The 22,769-nt window shown below is 71.9% G+C and carries 10 protein-coding genes; 6 read left to right on the top strand and 4 right to left on the bottom strand.

Annotated features, from left to right (window positions below; all coding sequences use genetic code 11):
* Positions 1 to 153: 153 nt before the first annotated feature.
* The gene (locus AB0I11_RS03795) at positions 154 to 2,766 is read left to right on the top strand and encodes a phospholipase D-like domain-containing protein (protein ID WP_357312403.1); all 2,613 of its coding nucleotides are present in this window, start codon (positions 154 to 156) and stop codon (positions 2,764 to 2,766) included.
* Between the two features lie 70 nt (positions 2,767 to 2,836).
* On the opposite strand, the gene AB0I11_RS03790 is transcribed toward AB0I11_RS03795, so the two are convergent.
* A complete protein-coding gene (locus AB0I11_RS03790; RefSeq protein ID WP_357312399.1) occupies positions 2,837 to 3,982 on the bottom strand; it encodes a phospholipase D-like domain-containing protein in 1,146 nt (381 codons plus the stop codon).
* 130 nt (positions 3,983 to 4,112) lie between these two features.
* Positions 4,113 to 7,208 carry a BTAD domain-containing putative transcriptional regulator gene (locus AB0I11_RS03785; protein WP_357312395.1) on the bottom strand — a complete coding sequence of 1,032 codons (3,096 nt, stop codon included), beginning with the start codon at positions 7,206 to 7,208 and terminating at the stop codon, positions 4,113 to 4,115.
* 235 nt (positions 7,209 to 7,443) lie between these two features.
* Between AB0I11_RS03785 and AB0I11_RS03780 the strand changes: the two genes are divergently transcribed.
* From AB0I11_RS03780 to AB0I11_RS03770, 3 genes are all read left to right on the top strand, one after another.
* Positions 7,444 to 8,820, top strand: coding sequence for a DNRLRE domain-containing protein (locus AB0I11_RS03780; protein WP_357312390.1), 1,377 nt, complete (start codon positions 7,444 to 7,446; stop codon positions 8,818 to 8,820).
* A 378-nt stretch (positions 8,821 to 9,198) separates the two neighbouring features.
* A complete protein-coding gene (locus AB0I11_RS03775; RefSeq protein ID WP_357312384.1) occupies positions 9,199 to 10,320 on the top strand; it encodes a histidine kinase in 1,122 nt (373 codons plus the stop codon).
* Between the two features lie 85 nt (positions 10,321 to 10,405).
* The gene (locus AB0I11_RS03770) at positions 10,406 to 11,086 is read left to right on the top strand and encodes a response regulator transcription factor (RefSeq protein WP_357312379.1); all 681 of its coding nucleotides are present in this window, start codon (positions 10,406 to 10,408) and stop codon (positions 11,084 to 11,086) included.
* A 56-nt stretch (positions 11,087 to 11,142) separates the two neighbouring features.
* On the opposite strand, the gene AB0I11_RS03765 is transcribed toward AB0I11_RS03770, so the two are convergent.
* On the bottom strand, positions 11,143 to 17,211 hold the full coding sequence (locus AB0I11_RS03765) for an RHS repeat-associated core domain-containing protein (RefSeq protein ID WP_357312373.1): 6,069 nt from the start codon (positions 17,209 to 17,211) through the stop codon (positions 11,143 to 11,145).
* Between the two features lie 451 nt (positions 17,212 to 17,662).
* Between AB0I11_RS03765 and AB0I11_RS03760 the strand changes: the two genes are divergently transcribed.
* Positions 17,663 to 21,304, top strand: coding sequence for an RICIN domain-containing protein (locus tag AB0I11_RS03760; RefSeq protein WP_357312368.1), 3,642 nt, complete (start codon positions 17,663 to 17,665; stop codon positions 21,302 to 21,304).
* Between the two features lie 331 nt (positions 21,305 to 21,635).
* Here the strand turns inward: AB0I11_RS03760 and AB0I11_RS03755 are convergent, their stop codons facing one another.
* The gene (locus AB0I11_RS03755; protein WP_357312363.1) at positions 21,636 to 22,082 is read right to left on the bottom strand and encodes a DUF1772 domain-containing protein; all 447 of its coding nucleotides are present in this window, start codon (positions 22,080 to 22,082) and stop codon (positions 21,636 to 21,638) included.
* 90 nt (positions 22,083 to 22,172) lie between these two features.
* Between AB0I11_RS03755 and AB0I11_RS03750 the strand changes: the two genes are divergently transcribed.
* A complete protein-coding gene (locus AB0I11_RS03750; RefSeq protein ID WP_357312360.1) occupies positions 22,173 to 22,751 on the top strand; it encodes a TetR/AcrR family transcriptional regulator in 579 nt (192 codons plus the stop codon).
* The last annotated feature ends 18 nt before the right edge of the window (positions 22,752 to 22,769 follow it).

The following is a 22,769-nucleotide window of genomic DNA, read 5'->3' as shown; positions in this document are numbered from 1 at the left end:
CCTGGACCGACCGCCGCCCGCCCGGTGCCGTGGCGGCTATCGCGGGTGGTCGTCGCTGGCGGGCGGGGAGGCGCCTGCCGCACACTCGCCCGCAGCACCGGCGGCCGCAGGGCGCGGTTCCGCCTCCCCTCATCCCGCCGAAGGGAGCACGCCATGCGCCGGCTCATCCTGGCATTCGCACTGGTGATCCTCGTGGCGACGCCGGCCGCGGCGGCCACCGTGACCGTCACCAGCGACTCGGTGAAGGTCCTGTTCCTGCGTCCGAACCTGGACCCGGTGCCCGACGTCGACTACGCCGCTCCTGATTCCGACCGGGCCGGGCGGTTGGCCCGCTACCAGACCACCGGCCTGCGCGACGAGATCGACACGCTGATCCAGGCCAGTGAGCCGGGGTCCACGCTGTACGGATCGGTGTACACCTTCAGCGACCGGGCCATCGCCGGCCACCTGCTGGCCGCGCACGATCGGGGAGTGAAGGTACGCCTGCTCATCGAGATGTGCACCGGTGGCGACCCGGCCGCGTGCCACCAGTCCGCCGAGGTCGACCAGCTGGTCGCCGGCCTGCCGGCGTGGGCGGCCGGCGCCACCGGCTCGTGGGTCAAGCGTTGCTTCGCCTCCTGCGCGGGCGGCGGCGTGGGCGTCAACCACAACAAGTTCTGGGTGTTCAGCGCCCTCGCCGACGAACGCACGGACGTCACCGTCGTGGCGTCCAACAACCCGACCCTCCCGCAGCAGCAGATGTTCCAGAACCTCGTGGTCGTCTCCGGAAACGCCGCGCTCGCCACCGCCTACCGCCGCTACGTGGACCGGAAGCTCGCGGTGACCGGCACCGGCAAGAGCTACGAGACCGGCCACTCCGACGCCGGGCCGTTCCGGCTCTGGTTCTCTCCCCGGAACTCCCCCAGCACCGCCGAGGACAACGAGATCGCCGCTTCGTTCAACCCGCAGAGCGCCCGCCACGACATCTTCGCCGCCGCCATCGACGACGTGCAGTGCTCCGCCAACGCCACGGACGACGTGATCCGCCTCGCCATGTGGGGATTCCAGCAGACCCGCGCGGAGGTCGTCGACGCGCTCGGCGACAAGGTCGCCGCCGGCTGCACCGTCGAGGTGGCCACCGGCGAACACGAGGACGCCGTGGACGACGTCACCGCGCGCGGTATCGGCGTCTACGCGATGGATCCGGGCGGTTGCCGCCAGTCGTTCTTCGATGTCGGCACCACCGTCAACACCGAGTGCCCCGAGGGCAGCATCCACTCCAAGTATCTGCTCGTGCAGGGCGTCTCCCGCAAGGACAACACACCGCACCGGTACGTCTACACCGGCTCGCACAACCTCACCAACGGCGCACTGAAGAAGAACGACGAGACGCTGATGCGCATCGACGACGCCACCGTCTACGACGGCTACGTCGCCGACTTCGCCGCCATCCGCCGAGCCGCCGTGACGATCGCCCCGTCGCGCTACCCGGAGGCCACCTACGCCACCGCCAACCAGCTCGCTACCGGCGACCAGCACCAGCCCGCCGTCGCCGCCCACCGGGACGCCGCCGGTCGCCACGTCAGCGTCGTCGCCTTCAGCTCCGGCTCGGTGGCGGGCACCGGCAACGAGATCCGGCTCGGCCGCTTCGTCGACGGGGTACGCCAGTCCGAGGTCGTCGTGCGCACCGGCGGCGCCACCAACTGGAACTACCGCACCCCGGACGTCGGCCTCGCGGCCAACGGCGACGCGGTCGTCGTCTGGGCGGACGACGGCAACGGCAACGGCGGTTACGAGATCCGCTCCCGCCGCGTCCACCCGGACGGCACGGTGTCGCCGGTCGTCGCCGTCAACGCCCGGGCCGACGGGGACCAGAGCAGCCCGTCGATCGCCGTGCTGCCCGACGGCCGGTTCGGCGTCGCCTGGCAGGACCGGACCACCGCGGGCGTCAGTTCGATCCGGTACGCGTCGTTCAGCGCCACCGACACCCGGCTGTCGCCGCTCAGCGACGGGTTCGACGTGCCGGTCCAGGCCACGGCCGGGGGCACCTACCGCAAGCCGGACCTCGCGATCAACGCCGCCGGGGACGCCGCGGTCGCCTGGGAGGACGACGCCGACGGCAACGGCGGCTACAGCATCCGCGCCCGGACCGGGGAGTTCCCCGCGGCGTTCGGCACGCTCGTCGCCGTCCACACCGGCGCGCTCTCCGACGGCCAACAGCTCGATCCGGCGGTCGCCGTCGGCGAGTCCGGCACCTGGTATGCCGCCTGGACCGACAGCTACCCGGGCCGTACCGGTTACGACGGCAACCCGCAGTCGCTGATCTACCTTCGTGGCTTCACCGGCGCAACCGCAGCGTTCGCCGCCCGTACCGTCAGTGGGCCGATCTACCGGTGGGCGCACACCGCGTCCGGCGGGTACGGCCTCACCACCCAGACGGCCTACCAGTCGGACCGCGTCGGCCGCCAGGCACACCCCGACCTCGCCGTTGACGGCTCCGGCAACGCGGTCGTCACCTGGCAGGAGAGCGGCCAGTCGGCCGGGCTCAGCAGCGCCAGCAGCGGCACCGAGGTCTGGGCCCGCGGCGTCGGACCCACCGGTACGACGGAGAACCTGTTCCCTGACTATCGGCTCAGCGTGTTCACCGCCAACCGCCAGGAGGCGCCCGCCGTCGGTGTCGACCAGGCCGGCTACCTGAGCGTCTGCTACGTCGACGACTGGGACGGCAACGGCGGCACCCAACTGAAGATCCGCTACGGCCTGCGCAACTGCGCGCAGACCTGTTGAGCCGGCGCACCGCCGCCGGCCTGCCCGTCAAGGGCAGGCCGGCGGGCTGATCGTGCAGACCATGGGGCGGCTAGCTGACCGGCACGGCCGCGGCCCGCAGCGCCCAGAAATTCGACCGGTACTGATCGTGGATGGTCGTCGACTGGACCCGCACCAGCGCCTCGTCGTTCTCGCGCAGCGCCGCGTTGGAGTAGTTGTGGCTACCGGTCATCACCCACTTGGTGTCCTTCAGGCCGGCGTAGGTCCCCTCGATCAGCAGGTACTTGGAATGCACGATGTAGGTGCCGTTGATCCGGTACAGCCTGATCCGGTCATGGCCGGAGAGGATGGTGGGCACGTCGGCGTCGGAGTCGGTGTACACGACCTCTACCCAGCATTTCTGGTCGGCCAGCTCGCGCAGCTTGCGCGCGATCGGGTTGCGGCTGAAGTACCACATGCCGATCCGGATGATCGTGCGGCCGGTCTCGGTACCCGTCGAGCTGTTGCCCGTGCAGGTCACGTTCTCATTGAGCATGTTGTAGATCGTGTCGGTGTCCTGGGTGGTACCGGCGCGGGGGAAGAAGTAGGACTTGACGGTGCCGCTGGACTCGGTCCGGTAGTAGTTGCTGGTCTTGCGCTGGTCCGCCAGGTCACGGTGGTAGGTGAGGTAGGCGTTGTAGACGGCGGTGTTGCCCACCAGGGTCACCGCGTTGTTCCAGTAGCGCTCGGCGTTGTCGACGGTCAGGTTCGCCGAGCTCTGCACCAGCACGTTCGCCGCGCCGAGGGTGTCGGAGAACAGGAAGAACTTGTTGTGCATGATCGGCGTGCCGAGGTTGCCGATGCAGGCCCCACCGGTGGTGCAGATCGTCACCCAGGATCCGTTGGCCCGGTTCGTTCCGAGCTTGCCGACCAGGCCGGTCACCGCGGGATAGGCGCGGGACTGTCCGTCGAGCACGATCTGCACGCGCACTCCGCGGTCGTACGCCGCGGCCAGCTGGTCCGCGGTGCGGGCCAGCGAGAAGTGGTACATGGCGACCCGGATCGTGGACCCGGCGGCAGCGCCCTCGATGAGCCGCTGGAGATGGTCGACGATGGCGTACTGCTGACCGACGACGGTGGGATTGTTGAATACCGCGCCGGATGTCACTGCCGCCGAGGCGGGGGCGGCCGGGGTCAGGATCGCCACAGCGGCAAGGCCGCCGGCGACGACCAGCCCGGCGATTCGACGTAGGAGCATGGGGTTCCCTTCGGTGCTGTTCGGCGGGCACCCGGGTCCGGGCGACCGGCGCGTCCAGGATGGCGAACCTCCGCATATGTTCCGTATGCGCGGATGGGGTGACGGCGAGGCCGCACGGATACCGGCGCGGTCATCCGTCGCGCAGCCCCTCCCGCAGCCGCGCCGCCTCCGCCCGCTGCCGATCCGCCACGTCGCGACGGCCGAGCGCGTCGAGCGCGTCGCCCAGCGTCTCGAGCCCGTGCGCCAGCCAGTACGGCGAGCCGATGTCTCGCCAGATCCGGACCGCGGCCGTGGCGCGGCCGGCGGCGGCCCGCGGCCGGCCGACCGCGAGCTGCGCCTCCGCCAGCGTCCGGAGGGTCGCGGCCTCACCCCAGCGGTTCGCGAACTGGCGGTGCCGGTGCAGGCACCGGGCGAGGATCCACCGCGACTCGACGTGTCGGCCCTGGCGGAACCGCGCCTCGCCCAGCCAGCAGGCGGCATGTGCCGCGGATGCCCGGTCACCCAGTCGCTCGCTGATCGCCAGCGCGTGCCCGAAGTAGGCGGCGGCCGCGTGGTAACGGTGGCCGGCGCGCTGCACCTGCCCGAGGCTGCGCAGCGCCTGCGCCACGCCGGGCAGGTACTCGATCCTGCGGCTGACGCGGAGACACTCGTTGAAGCAGTCGGTGGCCTCGGCCAGCCGTCCCTGTTCGAGGTTCACCACGCCGATGCCGCTCGTGGCGTACACCGATCCGTGTTCGTTCCCGGCCGCCTCGGCCAGCTCGCGGGCCCGGACGAACTCCCGCCGGGCGCTGGCGTACTGCCCCCGCAACCGGTGCAGGTAGCCGAGACCGGCCGCGACCGCGGCGTCGTGGGCGGTCTCGGGCGCGGCGGCGACCCCGCCGGAGACCAGACGGGCCGCCCGGAAGTGCGCGACCGCCTCGGCGTACCGGTCCTGGATCGTGTCCAGCTCGCCGAGCCCCCGGTGCAGCCGGGCCGCGGTCCGCCGGTCGTCGGCCCGGTTGGCGGCGCTCAGCGCTCGCTGCTGCACCTGACGCCAGAGCTCGAAGTGGCCCCCGACCTGGAGCAGTGCCGTCATGGCAGCCGCCAGTTCGCCGGCCAGCGCGGTGGCGCCGGCGGCCAGCGCGCTGTCCACGACCGCGGCGAGGAACCGGTGCTCCCGCTCGAACCAGGGCGCGGGCTCGTCGGTCAGCCGTCGCAGGTCGGCCTGGGGCAGGCTCCAGCGGGCCACCCGACGCTGCGGCGAGCCGAGGAAATCCGCGCCGAGCCGGGTGTCGGCCTGCTCGGTGAGTGCCACCGCGGTGCCGACCAGCCGGCGCACCGCCGCGGCACGGACCCGCGGCTGATCCGTCACGGCGACCTGGTCGGCGGCGAACAACCGGATCAGGTCGTGCATCCGGTACGTGCCGGGAAGCCCGCCCGGTCCCGGTGCCGCCACCGGCTCCACAAGCCGCGCCGTGACCAGCGCCTCCAGCACCCGCTCCCCCTCGGTGAGCGGCACCCCGAGCAACGCGGCCAACGCCCACGCGGAGAAGTCCCGAGCGGGCAGCAGTCCCAGCCGCCGGAAGGCGCGAAGCCCGGTCGGATCGAGACTCTTGTAGGTCAGCTCGATGCTGGACCGCACCGCGATGTCGCCCACGGCGAGCTCGTCGAGACGCCGCCGGGCGGCCGCCAGCCGGTCAGCCAGATGCGCGACCGGCCAGTCCGGCCGGGCGGCCAGCCGTGCGCCCGCCACCTGGAGTGCGAGTGGGAGGTGACCGCACAGCTCCGCCAGCCGACGAGCCGCGTCGGCGTCGGCCGCCACCCGGTCGGGGCCAGCGAACTGCCGCAGTACGGCCACCGACGCGTCCGGCGGGAGAGTCGCCAGCCGGATCCGGTCCGCCACCGCCATCTCCGGCAGCCCTCGCCGGCTGGTCACCACCGCTGCGCAGCCACGCCCGCCCGGTAGGAGGGAACGCACCTGGGCCGGCGACACCGCGTTGTCGAGAACCACCACCACCCGCCGCCGGGCCACTGTCGAGCGGAACAGGGCCGCCGCCTCCGCCTCCTCGTCGGGTACCCGGGCCGCCGGCACACCGAGCGCCCGCAGGAACCGGCCGAGCACGTCGACGGGACGCAACGGTTCCAGGCCGGGCGTCGCCCCCTGGAGGTCCACGTACAGCTGCCCGTCGGGAAAGCCCGGGGCCGCCGCCGCAGCGGCCACCGCCAGCGCCGACTTGCCCACCCCGGCCACCCCGTCGATGGTGACGACGACGGGCCCACGGTCGACGACCTCGGCGAGCAGCCGGCGCAGTTGCGCCAGTTCGCGGTCCCGGCCGTGCAGTTCGCCGCGCGCCCCGGGAAGCTGTCGCGGCCGGGACACGGCGGGCGCGCGGCCCCGGGCACCGCCGGCCGGCGTGGCCCGGAGCGGCCGCTCGTCGTATCCGGTGTGCCCCTGTGCTTCCGACCGCAGGATCCGCTGGTGCAGGACCCGAAGGTCCGGTGCCGGCTCCACGCCCAGCTCGGTGGCGAGCACCTTCCGCAGTTCGGCGTACGCGGCCAGGGCGGCACCGGGCTCACCGGCCTGGTGCAGGGCGGTGATCAGCCGCATCCACAGGCGCTCGCGGACGGGGTTCTCGGCCACCAGAGCCCGCAGTTCGGGCACCGTCTCCTCGGGTCGGCCCAGGTCGAGCTGAATCCTGGCCCACTTCTCGGCCACCCGGAGCCGGGCCTCGTCGAGCGCCCGCACGTTCGCCTCGATCGCCGGGCCGTAGGTCATGCCGTCGAGGGTGCGTCCCCGCCACAGCCGCAACGCCCGACCGAGCTGCTCGGCCGCGACCGGCAGCCGGCCGTCGCGTAACGCCTGGTCACCCGCGTCGGTCAGGGTGGCCAGCCGGTGCACGTCCAACTCGCCCGGTTCGATCCGCAACCGGTAGCCGCCGGCACGCTCGGTACGCAGCCGGGATTCCGATTCGCCCGGCAGGTGCAGGGCACGACGCAGGCCGGCGAGGTACAGCCGTACGTTCGGCACCGCCGCCGACGGCGGGTGCCACCAGATCGACTCCACCAGTTGCGCGGTGCTGAGCGGCCGGTGCGGGTTGAGCAGTAGTGCCGCCAGGACCACCCGTTGCTTGGGAGTGCCCAGCTCGAGCGCCGCGCCGTCCCGGCACACGCGCGGCCGCCCGAGCACCTCGAAGGTCAGGCCCGATCCGCCTCCCGACCGCTCGAAAGCAGAACCCGTCCCCGCCACCCTCGCGCTCCCCCCATTCGCCGACAAGCGTGAACCTAGGTCCGTCGGCGGCGGGGTGCGTCAAACCGCCGATTGAGATTGCGGCTACCGCACCGGTAGCAGCGAGTGCGCGGGTGTGCGCTTTCTGTGCGCTCCCACCGCCAGACTGCGGGCGCCGGATCCGACGGCTTCCACACCGCGGGAGACACTCATGTTCACCTCAAGCACACCGAGCCGACGGTGGTGCCGAGCCGCCGTGCTCAGCGCCGCGACCCTGCTCTCCGTGGCCGTACCCGGTGCGGTCGCCGCCTCCGGGACGTCCACGCCGGCCGGCGCGGGCGCCCCCGCCGGCACCACCGAGGTCCGCATCCCGGTCGCCGCGGACACCTACGTCGTTCAGGAGATGCCGACCATCGGCTACGGCTCCGCGACGAAGCTGGCCGCGTCCAACTGGTCCACTCCCTGGCATTCCGAGATCTACCTGCGGTTCCCGCTGCCCGCCACACCCGCTGGTCGACGGGTGGTGAGCGCCCGGTTGGAGCTGGCCTTCCAGAAGCTCACCGAACAGCCGGCCGCGCTGCGGCTGCACCCGGTGGCCAGCACCAGTTGGTCGGAGTCGATCACCTACGCCAACCGTCCGGCCATGGGTCCGGCGATGACGACCGTCGACCTGACCGGGCAGGGCACCACCTCGGTGTCGTTCGACGTGACCGACGTGGTCGGCCAGGCCGCCGGCGCCCGATCGTTCGCCGTGACCAATCCGAGCGCCGAGTCAGCCGCCGTCGTGAACTCCCGCGAGCGCGGCACCGACGTGCCGACCATCGTCATCTCCTACGTCACGACCACCCTCTGCGGTACGTCGTACGCGCGGGAGAACGGCGAGAGCTGGCCCGAGGGCCTGGCCCGGGAGGAGGCTCTGTTCGGCCCGCTCGGTGCCGTCCGGTTCTTCCACGGTGGTCCGCCGCCGGCCTGGCCCGGCCCGCTGGACGTCGGCAGCCGCGCGCTGGTGGTCTCGTTCAAGGGCAACGCGCGCGACTATCTGGCCGGCCGCTACGACGACCAGATGCGTCAGTGGTTCGCCGGCGCCCCGCGAGACCGGGACGTCTACTGGGTGTACTACCACGAGCCGGAGGACAACATCCGCGACGGCGAGTTCACCGCGGCCGATTACCGGGCCGCGTGGCGGCGATTGAGCGCGCTCGCCGACGAGGCGGGCAACCCGCGGCTGTTCGCCACCCAGGTGCTGATGCAGTGGACGGTGGTCCCGGCCTCCGGCCGCGACTGGCGCGACTACTACCCCGGTGACGGCGTGCTCGACGTTCTGGCCTGGGACATCTACAACTACGACGCGGCCAAGGGGCGGTACCTGGCCCCGGCCACTCTGGTCGACCCGGCCGTCGCGGTGAACACCACGGTGGGCCTGCCGATCGCCGTGGCCGAGTTGGGCAGTCACATCGCGACCGGCGACGACGGCACCGCACGGGCGGTCTGGGTACGGGCGATCAACCAGTACCTCGGCCAGCGGGGCTCGCGGTGGAACCTCTGGTTCGATCTCTCCTGGCCGACCGGGGACTACCGGTTGCGGGATCCTGCCGGAGTCTCCGCGTGGCGGGACTTCTGCCAGGGCGCCTGACCTCGGACTGCCGCGCCACCCGAGCGCCGTCCGGGTGGCGCGGTGGCGCGGCTGCCGTTCCGGCCGCCCCCGTGAGCCCGGCCCTCCGGGCGGTGCCGGGGGCGCGCCACGCGGCGGACGTACAACCGGCGTGGTAGGCACGTTCACCGCCGGGATGATGACCGCGACGACCGTAGGGGCTACGGTGCGCTGATGCGGCACGGCCAGGGCGGACCGTCGGGTGGGCCGCCGAGCGGCGGACCGGCGCGGCCAAGCTCGGCCCCCCGTCGCCGGTGGCGGCCCCGTCCGGCGGGGCCGGACGGCCTCGGGCGCCTGCGCGGGCTGGACAACCGGCATCCGTGGCTGCTGGACGGCGCGCTCGCGGCGGCGGTCGGCGTCGTGAGCCTCGGTATCGGCGTCGGCGACGCCACCGGCCTGTACCGGGACTTCGACGCCCTCGGGTGGGTGCTGACCGGCCTGGCTACCCTGACCCTGGTGGCCCGGCGGCGGGCTCCGACGACCGTGCTGCTGCTCTTCTGCGCGATCTGGACGGCACACATCACGCTGGGCTATCACCCGGTGGTGAACAGCGCGGGTTCGCTATTGGCGCTCTACACGGTCGCGGCGGCCCGGCCGATCGGTCCGACCGTCGCCGCGGCGTCGGTGCCGGCGCTGGTCTGGCTCTACGGTGGCGTACTGGACCGGCAGGGCTCGCTCGTCGCCGCGGCCACCCAGGCCCTGCTGTGGCCGGCGGTCGTGTCCTACCTGGGTAGCGCCGCCCGCCGCCTGCACGAGCGTGGCGAGCAGCTCACGACGCTGACCGAGGAGCTACGCCGAGACCGGCAGGAGCTGGCCCGCCGGGCGGTCAGCGACGAACGGCTCCGCATCGCCCGGGACCTGCACGACGTGGTCGCCCACCACCTGTCGGTGGTCTCGATCCAGGCGGGACTGGCCTGGTACGTCCTGGAGACCGATCCGCCGACCGCACGCTCGGCGCTGCGCACCGCGCGGGACACCGTCGGCGAGGCGCTCACCGAGATGCGCGCCATGCTCGGGGTTCTGCGGCCGGGCCTACCCGATCCCGCCGAGCTGGACGCGCCACCCGCGCCGGGGCTGGCGCGGGTCGATGACCTGCTGTGCCGGATCCGGGCCACCGGTGTACCGGTCCGCACCGTGGTGACCGGTCTCCCCCGGGCCCTGCCACCCGGGCCGGATCTGTGCGCCTACCGGTTCCTTCAGGAAGCCCTGACCAACGTGCTGAAGCACGCCGGCAGCGCGGCCACGGTCACGCTCGACTACCAGCCCGACCGGTTCACCGCCGCCGTGGCCGACGGCGGGCCGGCGCACCCGGTCCGAGGACTGCCGCAGCCGAGAACCGGTGGCGGGCGCGGCCTGACCGGAATGGCCGAACGCGCCCGACAGTACGGCGGCACGGTCACGGTGGAGGGCGGCGACGACGGCTTCACCGTGACGCTCACCCTACCGGCGTCGCCACCGGAGCAGCCGAGGCCTGTTCTCTGACCCCACGCACCCGTTCCCGGGTGGTGGCGGGCCGGCAGGCCGGGCGGGACGGCCGCCGGTTGCGCGGAACATCCACAATGGTGAGATGACGCGCGTGCTCGTGGTGGACGACCATGTCCTCATCCGCAGCGGGCTCGCGGCCATGCTGCGGGCGACACCGGGGATCGACGTGGTGGGCGAGGCCGACAGCGGCGAGCAGGCCGTGGAGTTGGCCGCCATCGCGCGACCCGACGTCGTCCTGATGGACGTCCGCATGCCCGGCATCGACGGGATCGCCGCCACGGAGCGGATCGTCGCGACGGGGGACCCGGCGCCGAAGGTCATCATCCTGACGACCTTCGACCTCGACGAATACGTCTACGGCGCGTTACGGGCCGGGGCGTCCGGCTTCCTGCTGAAGGACACCCCACCGGAGCAGTTGCTCCAGGCCGTGGGCACGGTCGCGGCCGGGATAGCGCTGTTCGCGCCCAGCGTCCTCAAACGTCTTGTCGAGTCGTACGCGACCCGGCCGCGCTCCGGGGCCGGGGCGGCACCCGTCACGCCGGCGGACCTGCACGCCCTGACCACCCGGGAACGGGAGGTGCTGCGCCTGGTCGGGCAGGGCATGTCGAACCTGGAGCTCGCCGAACACCTCGTCATCTCCGAGGCCACGGTGAAGACCCACCTGAACCGGATCATGGCGAAGCTCCACCTGGCCAGCCGGGCGCAGGCCGTCGTGCTCGCCTACGAGAGCGGGCTCGTGACACCCCGACACCGGCCCGCCTGACCGGCCGGTCCACCGACGTTCGCCGGAGTTCCTGGCGAACGTCGGTGGACGGCGCACTACACGGAGCCCAGGACACCCCACCCGACGCCGTGAATCTCCAGCATCTTGCCGTAACCCTGCAGGAACCTGCCTCCGGCGATCGTCGCCCGACCACCCAGGTTGCGTACCGGATGGGAGATGAACCGGTTGGCCCGGACGGTGACTCCGCCGTAGTAGGCGACCTTCGAGCCGTACTGCCCCAGCGTGCTGCCGGCCCCGCCGAGGACCAACGACGCGACCCCCATGGCGCACGTCTGATCTCGCTTCTGATCGCAGGAGCTGGCCGTGCCCATGGCCGCCATCGCGAATCCGGCGTATCCGATCAAGGCGCAGACGGTACAGGCGAAGAGGCCCACCACCCCCGCCGCCACGGTGGCCCACTGGAACCACTTGCTGTTGGTCACCGAGTGGACTTTCTCCCTGACCTTCTGCCACCACGGCTTCTTCTTCGCCGGTTCCGGCCGCGGTTGCTGCTGTTCGGCGACCATCTTGGCCATCATCATCGCGGACGCGGCCATCTGGGCCAGGCGGGTGCCGATCTGACTGAGCCGGTCCAGCTCGCCGGCGAGACTTCGCAGGCGCTTGGCGGTCTTACGGGACGGGTTCTTCACCCAGACCCGGATCAATCTGTTGATCTTGACGACGCGTTTCACCACCTCCTTGATGTACCGGACGATGTACTTGGTGACGTAGTAGGTGTACGGGTGCCACGGTGCCGTGAGCCAGAGGAAGATGAGGAAGACCCACACCGTGACGAGCACCCGGATCGCCTCCACCACCTTGCGGATGATCGTGTGGTAGACCGTCTTCCAGGTGGTGACGGTACGGGTGACGTAGTACGTGCCATCGGGATCGGTGAAGGTGACCGGGCTGTTGTTCGCGTAGGCGAACCCGTTCATCTGCTGCGGATCCTCGTAGTCGATGTCCGGGTCCACCGAGATGAACCGACCGGTCGTCGGGTCGTAGTCCCGGGCGCCCAGGTGGGTCAGCCCGGTCGTCGTGTCGTTGTCACCGCCGACGAAGCCGCGGTTGCCGGCCACCGGCGCGACCTGTGGGCCACGCGTGTTGCCGTACGGGTCGTGCCGCTGGCGGCGCACCTCCTGGGTGCCCTCCTCTACGGCGATCTCCGCGGTGCCGTGCTGGTCGGAGACCAGCCAGGTGAGCCGGCCGTCGCGGCCGTTCCGCATGGCGATCGTCTGCCCGTTGTGGCTGTAGTAGCGGGTGCCCACCCGGCCACCGCCGGAGTCGACGGTCACCTCGGTGTCCCCGAGGTGGAGCGTCGCGGAACCGTCGGGATGGCGGCTGATCAACCGGTTGCCGTCGGCGTCGTAGCGGTAGCTCGTGGTCGCGCCCTTCTCCGTGACCGCGCTGACGTTGCCCTCGGCGTCCCACTCGAAGGTCTGCCCCACCCCCGCCCGGGTCCGGTTGACCAGGTCGCCCGACGCGTCGTAGTCGTAGCTGTTGGTGGTGGTGCCGCCGCCGCTCGTGGTGGTGGTGACGCCGCGCACCGCGTGCGGCTGGGCGGTCCCCGGTGCGTTGTACGAATAGCTGCTGGTGGTGGTGGACCCGCCGGCCGTGACCCGGGTCTCCCTGGTGCGGTTGCCGGTCACGTCGAAGGCCCAGGTGTGCCAGTAGGACGCCGGGCCGCCGAGCCCGGTGGCCGTGGGCGCGACGCCGCAGTCGCCGTTGCCGGGCGTCCACGCCTGGGTGAGCCGGCGCAGGTAGTCGTAGTCGAAGCACTGCGTGTCGGTGGTGGATCCGGTGGCCGGGTCGGGCGCGTCGCTGATGCGGCGGATGTTGCCCGCGTCGTCGTACCGGTAGCTGACGTCGGAGACCAGCGCCGCACCGGCCTCCCGCCGGGTCGCGGCCCCGCTGAGCCGCCGGCTGCCGACCTCGTAGCTGAAGTCCCGGTACACCTTCCTGCCGCCGGCCGACAGGGTGAGCTGGTTCTGCTCGCCGTACTCGGTGTAGCCGGTGGCCGTCACGTAGCTCGTGACGCCGGTCAGCGTCGTCGCCATGCCCAGGGAGTCGACGCCGTAGGTCAGCGTCTCCTGCGGCAGTCCGCCCACGGCCGGCGACGTGGTGCTGCTCACCTCGCCGTCGATCGCGTACGACTCGGCGGAGGTGTACGTGCCGGCCAGCTTCCCCTCCGCGGCGGGGATGGTGGTCGCCTGCTCCGTGGGGCGGCCGGCGGCGTCGTACTTGGTGAACGCCCTCGTGTACGGCTGACCGTCGACGTAACGGGTAGCGGTGGCCGGCAGGCCCGGCACCGCCGTGCCGTCCGGCAGCCGGTCGTACGTCCATTCGGCGAGCGTCGGTCCCGTCGCCGAATCCTGACGCATCGCGATCTTGCGGCCCAGGGCGTCGTACTCGTAGGCGAGGGTGACGCCGCGGGCGTCCGTCGTGGTGAGCAGTTCGTCGCTGTCTCCGTAGGTGTAGCGGATGGTGCCCTGGTCGGGGTCGTCAACGCGCGACTTGCGCCCACGGGCGTCGTAGGCGAACCGCCAGGCGTTGCCGGCCGGGTCGGTGACCGAGGCCAGCTCGCCGCGCGGCGTGTAGGCGTAGCTGGTCGAGTCGTACGGCCCGGACGCGGTGCCGCCCCGGTACTGCCGAAGCTCGGTCAGCCGGCCCTGACCGTCCAGGACACGGGTGGTCGGCGTGTCACCCGCCGGCGGGATGACGTCCTGCCGGTCGAGATGATGGACGTAACTGGTCCGCCACTTCTCCACGCCGAGCGACTTGACGATCTCGTTGGTGACCCGGCCGGCGTCGTCGTAGGTGGTCAACGTCTGCGCCGGCAGCAGATCCTCCTGCGGGAGCAGCAGGTCGGTGCCCGGTGGCGCGTCGTTGTGGTAGGGACCGTTCTCCTTGACCTTCCGCCCCTGCGAGTCGTACACGATGTCGGTGACCACCCGACCTCCGGCCGGTGACGGGTCCTGGGTCTGCCGGACCCGCATCTTGCCGTCCAGCAACTGGTACTCGGTGCGGTAGCCGCCGTTGGCCTCCAGGGTGGCGGTGGTCAGCACGTTGGGCCCGTCGTTGCGCACCAGGTACTGGTACTGGCGGGTGGGGCTCTGACTCTTGTCCCGGCCGGCCTCCCAGGTCTTCACCACCCGGCCCAGCGGGTCGTGTTCGGTGGCGGTACGGGCGCCGCTGGCCGTGGTGGTGCCCGTCGTGGCCCCCCGCGCGGGTTCGATGTCGCTGATCGCCTGCTGACCCAGTTGGTTGCTCACCGTGGCCCTCGTGGTCGGGCCGTTCGTGGCCGGGGTGTAGCCGAACTTCTGCACCCGGTCGTGGACGTCGCGGATCTCGGTGGGCCGGCCGTGCACGTCGTAGCTGCCGCGCATCGCGGTCCGGAACGTCGGCGCACCGTCCGACCAGCCGGTGAACTCCTCCCGGCGGGTGATGTCCCCACGGGTGGGCGCTCCGCCCAGCGTGTCACTGCCGTCGTAGTAGAACCGCTGGTCGTCGAGCACGTCCTGGGCTCCGGCGGGCTGCCGCCCGCAGTCACCCACGGTGACCCGCTTCTCGGCGGGCGCGTCGAGGATCCACGCCGACGCGTTGCGCGCGTAGCTGTAGGTCGTGCAGGTGTCGTCCTTCGGGTCGGCCAGATCGCCCTGGTCGTACTCCTGCGTCAGGGTCCCGTCGGCGTCGTAGCTGTGCACCGTGGCGGTCTGCCGCCACTGCCCGCTCTCGGTCTCACCCTGGCTCATCTTCTTCTGCTGGACCTGGTAGGCGCGGGTGGTGCCCCAGGACCGGGCCCGGGTGGCCGTCGCCGTCGAGATCCACGGGTCGGTGATCGTGCGGGACAGGATCCCGCCGCCGGTGCCGGCGTAGATGATCGTCTCGCGCGGCATGCCGGCGAACTGGTCGGTGTCCGGCCATGAGGCGTTGGTGGAGTCCACCACCGCCACGTCCTTGGTCACGCCCGAGACGGCGGTCCGGTCACCGTCCATGCCCCGGAAGTACAGCATCTCCGTCATCGATCGCGACTGGTCGACGCGGCCCTTGCGGATCCGTACCCGGCCGTAGCCGCGCCACTGGCTCCACGTCTTGCGGTCCTCGGGAACCAGTCCGTCCTCCTCGTCGTGCCGCCACGCCGCTGGCCCGACGTACTCCACCTCGGACACCTCGGGCTCGAAGCCGTTGGTGCGGTCGGACTCGGTCACCTGCGTCACCACGTACTTGTTGAACCAGTCGGTCCGCTCGCTGAGCCCGTCCGGCGTCCACCGCAGCGGGTAGCAGCGCAGGCCGTTGGTGTCCGGCGCCGGCAGCCTGGTGCCGTAGTTGCACTCCTGCGGCGAGTAGTTCACCCGGATCTCGTCGCCGCTCTCGCTGCGGATCGCCTTCATCCGCCACCAGTTCATCGCCGGGATGTGATCGGTGCCGTCCACCCGGTTGGGCAACTGCTGGCCCTCGAAGGTCACCGGCGGCAACGCTGCCGAGCCGTTCACCAGGCCGGTCTGCCGCACCGCGTTCAGCCACAGCCGGGCCTTCGTGCCGTCTCCCGGGTCGGGGAACAGCGGGGTGAAGTCCCAGCGGTCGACGTCACGCGGGGCGCTGCCGCCCCACACCTGGGTTGTCACCGAGGCCAGCCGCTTCTGGGTCCAGAAGGTCGGTGCGTACCTGTCCTTGCAGCTCGTGGTGGACGAGCAGGACTGGTCCCAGGGCACGTCGGGCCAGTTGGCGGGGTGCGCCGTGTCGCAGGTCGTGCCCGGTATGCAGCGGTCCGCCACCGTGAACAGCACCCGACCCACGTACGGAGTGGTGTTGACCGCCCCGGCCCGCTGCCCGTACTCGATGCGGTCCAGCCAGCCGCCGCGCACGTAGCTGGACACCTTGCTGGCGGTGAGGTTGCGCGCGTAGTTGTTCTTCTCCTGCTGGTAGAAGAAGCTCATCGTGTTGCCGTGCGGGTCGACGACATAGTCCAGGTTCCACCGCCACCCCTGCGCGCAGTAGGAGGTGTCGAACGCCGTCTGATGGCACGGTTCGCCGGGGTGGTTGCCGAAGATCGGCATGGTCCACACCGACCGGGTCTGCGGGTTTCCGGACGCCCACACCGGCAGCTTGTTGAGCCCGAAGTAGTACTGCACGCCCTGCCGGTTGGTGAACCGCCAGTACTCCCCCGTCTTGGTGCCGTTGCCCAGGTTGACGTCGTACAGGCGCTCCACCTTGGAGCCGTCGTCGACGCGCGGGTGCCACGTCTTCGTGGCGTCGTCGAGCACCAGCTCGCCGCCCGCGCCGTTCAGCGAGAAGAACAGGTTGTCGTTGCCCCAGCACAGGTCGCCGGTCTTCGTGGTGTTGTTCGGCTTATGGCCGTTGACCGCCTTCATGTCCGAGGCGCACGGCGTGTACCGACGCTCCACGTAGCCGCCCGGGGACAGGTCCATCCCCTCGCCGACCCAGGACGGCTGGTTGTTCGTCCCCGACGTCCGCCCGTCGACGTTGCCGGAGTTGTAGGTGAGGGCGAGCTCCGGGGCCGGTCCGTTGAGGGCGGGCGGGACGGCCATGGAGTAGGTCCAGGTGAAGTCACCGGACGGCCCACCGGCCTGCCAGGTGGCCGAGGGCGACATCGACGAGGCACCGAAGTCGCCGGCGCCGCCCGACGGTGCCGCCAGCACCGCGAACAGTCCCGACCCCGCGGCGGACGCGGCGTCCGCGCCCGGCACCCGCACCGGCACGTCCCCGCTCAACCGGCCCGAGCCGTTGTTGGCCGTGGCCACCGGCACGCCACGGCAGTCCGGCCGGTCCGGCGTACTGGTCGCGCACTCGGGCAGGGACACCAGCCGCAACCGGGTCGCCCAGTCTCCCCCGAAGGTGTCCCGGAACGCCGTGTAGTCGACCTCCAGCGACACCCGACCGGCCCGGGGCACACCGTCCGCCCGCTCGACCCGCAACAGGAGCGCGTCGCCGCGGCGTCCCCACAGGTCCACCCGGACCCGGCCGGGCGCCGCGTCGGCGGTTCCCGCCGACTTCGGCTGCCCGCCCGGCGCGGCGGCCGCCGCCGCGCCGACCGCCACCGGTAGCGCGCCCGCCTTCGCCCGGCCGGCCGGCCGGCCGGTCGGCGACGAAAGGGGCACATCCACCGTCGCGGTGCCGGCGCCAGGCCACGCCGTGGCGGTCGGGGCCCGTCGGACCGCCTTCTGTTCGGCGGGATCCGGCGCTACCGGGCGGGTGCCCGCGCGTACGGCCGGCACGGACCTGTCCCGTGCCGGCGTCGGCCGCACCGCCGCCGCTGCCGCGGTGGCCGGCAGCACGGCCGCTAATGAGTCAATGAGGACGAATACCAGTACGAACGCGATGGCCCGGGACCATCCGGGCCGTCTTGGATAGGACACAGGCACCATCGGCGACGCCTCCCCGCGCGCGGCATACGGCCACTCTTGGCCGACCGCAGCATCGCAATGCGTGTGCACACGATCCGCACAAGCGGCGCACACGGCCGACCGAGCCGGCCGTCGCCGGCCCCGGCGGGGTGCCGACCCGACCCTACGATGCTCGCGACCAACCCGGTTTCAGGTGAATGAGGTGGTGGACGTGGCGTCATCCACGGCGGCGGTGCTCCTGGCGACTCTGCTGGTCGGCGCGGCTCCCGCGCTCGCCACGCCGTCCGGGCCGGGACCGTCGGACGCGCGCGCCGTCGCCGGGGCGGGTGGCGCGTCCGGCGCCGCGACGGCCACCGAAGCCTCCACCGCGACCGCCGCGACCGCGCTGGCCCGGCGGACCGGGCGACGCATCGAGATCACCGGCGAACGCACCGAGACGACGCAGGTGTTCGCCAATCCGTCCGGTACGCGGACCATGGAGCAGCACGTGGTACCCGTGCGGACCCGCCGCGACGGCCGTTGGGTGCCGATAGACACCCGGCTGGTCCGCGCCGCCGACGGCTCGGTGGCGCCCGGCGCCACCGTCACCGACCTGCGCCTGTCGGGCGGTGGCCGGGCTCCGCTGGTGACCGCCACGCAGGACGGCCGACAGGTGTCGTTGTCCTGGCCGCACGCGCTGCCCGTGCCGGTCCTCGACGGCGACACCGCCACGTATCCGGCGGTGCTGCCCGGGGTGGACCTGCGCGTCACGGTGCACCCGGTGGGCTTCTCCGAGGTGCTCGTGGTGCACGACGCCACGGCCGCGCGCAATCCGGCGCTGCGCCGGATCCGCTTCACCACCGGCACCCGAGGGCTGACCCTGCGAACCGAACCGGACGGTGGGAGCAGCGCGGTGGACCCGCAGGGGCGGGCGGTGTTCACCTCCGGTACGCCGATGATGTGGGACACTCCCCCCGCCGCCCCGGCCGCCGGCGGCGTCTCCGGCGCCGCCCTCCGGGAGCCCCGCCGCTGGGCGATGCGTACCGAACTGGGCCGCGGCGAACTGGCGGTGCTGCCCGACCCGGCCCGGCTCGCGAGCCCCGATCTCCACTACCCGCTGTACCTCGACCCGTCCTTCAGCGCCACCCAGTACCAGTGGACGCTCGTCAACAAGGCCAGTCCCGGCACGTCCTACTGGACCGACGACTTCTACCGCAAGGACGTCCGCGTCGGCAAGGTGTACGGCAGCAGTGACGGACCATGGCGCAGCTTCTTCGAGATGAACGTCGCGCGGCTGGCCCGGGCCACCATCTCGCGGGCCTGGTTCTCGATAACCATGACCCACACCGGGAGTTGCGCGGCGACCAGCGTCGAGCTGTGGCACACCAGGACGATCGACCCCGCCGTGGCCCTGACCTGGACCAACAGCGGGACCGCCTGGCTGGACGGCAAGGCGCTGGACACCCGGAGCGGCAAGGCCAACAACTCGGCGTGCGGCCAGCCACCGCTGCTGATGGAGTTCGGTCTCGGCAACGGCAGCGTCAAGACCCTGGTCCAGCAGACGGTGGGCGGGACGGCCCCGCAGGAGGCGCTCGGTTTCGGGTTGCGTATTCCCAGCGCCAGCGAGGGCGACCAGAACTACTGGAAGCGGTTCGACAAGGCGACGGCCCGGCTCATCGTGGAGTACAACAACGCCCCGTCGGCACCCACCGGCGTCACCACCGTCCCGCCGAGCCCGTGCGGCACCGCCGCCGCCCCGACGCCGCTGAACACCACCACCCCGTCCCTCACCGGTGTCGGGTACGACCCCAACGGCGACAACGTCTCCAACGCCCTGGAGATCCTCTCCGGCGACACGGTGCTGACCGCCGTCGGCTCCGGCACGGTCGCGTCCGGCACCGCCGTTCCCTGGCCGCCGGTCCCGGCCGGGGTGCTGCCGGGCGACCAGCCGGACACCGTGTTCAGCTACCGGGCCCGCAGCTCGGACAGCAGCCTGCTGGCCGGAGCGTACTCGGCACGCTGCTATTTCACGGTGGACACCGCGCGACCAGGTGCGCCGACGACATCGTCGACCGACTTTCCAGCGGGCAGTGTGGGCCGCTCCGTCGGCGAGCTCGGCTCGGTGACCTTCACCAGGAATGCCGCCGACGCCGACGTCACCGGTTTCCGGTACGGATTCAGCCCCGACAGCACCACCATGTGGGTGGCCGTCGGGGCGGACGGCAGCGCGACCGTGCCGGTCACGCTGTGGCCGTCGATCGCGGGTGACACCGGGGATGTCCGCCGCACCTTGTACGCGCGTGCCGTCGACCGGGCCGGGAACTCCAGTGGCCTGACGGCCGGATGGAACCTGGTCGCCCGCGGCCGGGCCGTCAGCGCGCCGCCGGTGGACGGCGACACCAACGGCGACCGGCGTGCCGATGTCACCGCCGTCGTCGACCAGGGGTACGGCCGCACCACCGTGTGGAACGTGCTGAACGCGTCGCCGGGCGGTCGGCCCACCGGTTACCTCGGTTGGGACACCGACACCAACGGCGGGTTCCCGGTCGACCGGATCCAGAGCGCCAACGGTGACGTCAACGGGGACGGCCGCACCGACACGGCGGTCCTCCGCGAGGACCCCGACGGCTACCTCCGGCTGTTCCTGCTGCTGTCCGACGGCACCCGGTTCACCGCGGCCAGCCAGCCGGCCTGGTCGGGCACCGGGTTCCACGTCAGCCACCTCAAGATGGTGGCCGGCGACTTCGACGGGGACGGCGACGCCGACCTCGCCATGCTGCAAGGGCTGGCCGGCGACCAGAGCCGGCTGTGGGTTCAGTACTCGGCCCGCGGCGCGTTCGGCGCGCCGGTCCTGGTCTGGGACAGCGGCCCCGGGAACCTGCCCTTCGCCCAGGCCACCCCGGTGGCCGGTGACTTCACCGGGGACGGCTACGCCGACATCGCCGAGATCTACGACGCGGGCGGCAGCCGTACCAGGGTGTTGCTGCACGCCTCGACGCAGGCGGCCTTCGCCGCGCCCACCCAGATCTGGGACAGCGGCGCGGGCGTCTTCGCCGCGGGCCGCGCCCGCTTCGCGGCCGGCGATGTCGACGGCGCCGGGGGCGACGAGATCGTCGCGCTCTACGACGACGGTGCGGCCACGGCACGGTTGTTCACCATCGGCAACCGCGGCGGCGTCTGGTCCAGCGCGGTGTGGTGGAGCAGCGGGGCCGGCGCGTTCGACACCACGCGCACGACGCTCGTCGTCGGTGACTACACCGGCGACGGGTACGCCGACGTCGGGGTCCTGTACGACCTCGGCGGCGGGGTACGGCGGATCTACACCCTCGCCTCCACCGGTTCCGGTTTCGCCGACCAGCAGACGTGGTGGGAGGGCCACATCGGCAACGCCCAGCCCGAGGTGTACGTCGAGGGTGGCCGCAGGTACCGGCTGCGACCGGTGCACAGCGGCAAGTGCGTCGACGTGCCGGGCGGCCGCACGGCCGACAGCACCGCTCTCGACCAGTACGACTGCGTCGCCACCGCCACCTGGGAACAGTTCCGCCTCACCCGGGTGGGCGCGGCACCGTACTTCCGGATCGGCACCGACGCCGGCAAGTGCGTGGACATCGAGAAGTGGGGCATCCTCGACAACGCGCGGGCTCTCCAGTACACCTGCGACGGTGGCGGGCTGCCGCAACCGAACCAGCAGTTCAGCCTGACTCGCGTCGCCGGCAGCGGCCTGGACACCGTGGTCACCATCCGGAACCTGCACAGCGACAGGTGCCTGACCATCAGCGGCGCGAGCACCGCCAACAACGCCGCCCTCGTGCAAGCCGCCTGCGCCGCCACGCCCCCTGCCCACCAGCAGTTCTACCTCACCGTGGAGCCCTGATCGTCCGGGGCTCTGCGCGGTGGGGGCGTCGTCGAGCGAGGTCGGTCGAGGCACGCGTCCTGCCTGCCGTCGCCGCGTGAACGCGAGGTCGGTTGGGTCAGTGCCCGACCCGGGGCGGGACTTCCGGTTGCCGTAGCTGATCGACCCTCAGGCGTTCCATTGTGCGCGCGCGGCTACGACGGTCACGCGCATCGCGGTAATGGAAGAGTCGCGGCGCCCCATGATCCTTTCCCGGTAAATTCGTGCCTGGCGCCGTGACCAAGAAGCGACATGCTGGTCTCCTTGTGGGTCGTCGTCGAGTTGGGTCGAGCCGGGTGGCAGGGCGGTCGCCTCAGGCCAGGGCGGTGACCAGCAGGGTGAAGGCGGCGAGGATGACGGCGAGGCGGCCGTAGTGGTAGCGCAGCCACCGGTTCAGCTGCTGCTTCCAGTCGGCGGGCCGGGTCTCCGGCGTCCAGGTCCGGTTGCGGTTGTTGATCGGGACCAGTAGCAGCACCGACATGAGCACGCTGACGACCAGCAGCCCTGCGGCGGTGACAACGAGCGCGGCGCCGTCGTGCTGCCGGCCGGCCACCGCCCAGATCGCGATGAGCACGAGCGAGCCGATGTACCAGAACGGCATCAGGGTGCCGAGCATCCGGCCGCCGTGTGCGTGGCCGAGCTGGCCACTGTCCTCGGGGAGGGCGTCCAGGATCCGGTTCATGATGAAGGCGACGGAGAACTCCACCCCCACCATCAGGCCGACGACCACGGTGGTGACGACTTCCAGTGCGTTGAGCATGACGACTCCCCATCGATATAGCATTGCTAGCGGGCGAGGCAAAGCTAGCACTGCGGCCGCTTGAATGTCTAGCGATGCTAGGATCGGCCCATGTCGGTAACGGAACGCAAGCAGCGGGAACGGGCCGTGCGGGAGCGCCTCATCGTGGCGACCGCCCGGAAGCTCGCCGAGCAGCAGGGCTGGGACGCGGTCACCACCCGCCGGCTCGCCGAGTGCATCGAGTACAGCCAGCCCGTCCTCTACAGCCACTTCCGCGGCAAACGGGAGATCATCGGCGCGGTCGCCCTGGAAGGCGCCACTGAGATGGCCGCGGTGATGCGGGCCGCGACCGCCGAGGCGGGCAGCCCGCGAGCCCGGGTCGCCGCCCTGGCCCGCGCCTACCTCGACTTCGCCGCCGGCAACCCGGCGGTCTACGACGCGCTGTTCCAGCTCGACGGCGGCCTGGCGTATGCGCAGGAGGACACCCCGGCGCCGCTCAAGGATGCCTTCGCCGCGCTGATGGAGAGCCTGGGCGTGGTTGCCGGGGACGGCGTCGACAAGGGACTGTTCACCGAGGTGTTCTGGTCGTCGCTGCACGGCCTCGCGACGCTGACCCGCGCCGGCCGACTGCTGCCCGAATTCGCCGAGGCGAGAGTGGAGCTGCTGGTGGACCGGCTCGCCGTCCTCTGATCCCGGCCCCCTTCTGAC

It is taken from the genome of Micromonospora sp. NPDC050495, from assembly GCF_040655175.1.
Taxonomy (GTDB): domain Bacteria; phylum Actinomycetota; class Actinomycetes; order Mycobacteriales; family Micromonosporaceae; genus Micromonospora.
This window is presented reverse-complemented; position numbering and strand designations above follow the sequence as displayed.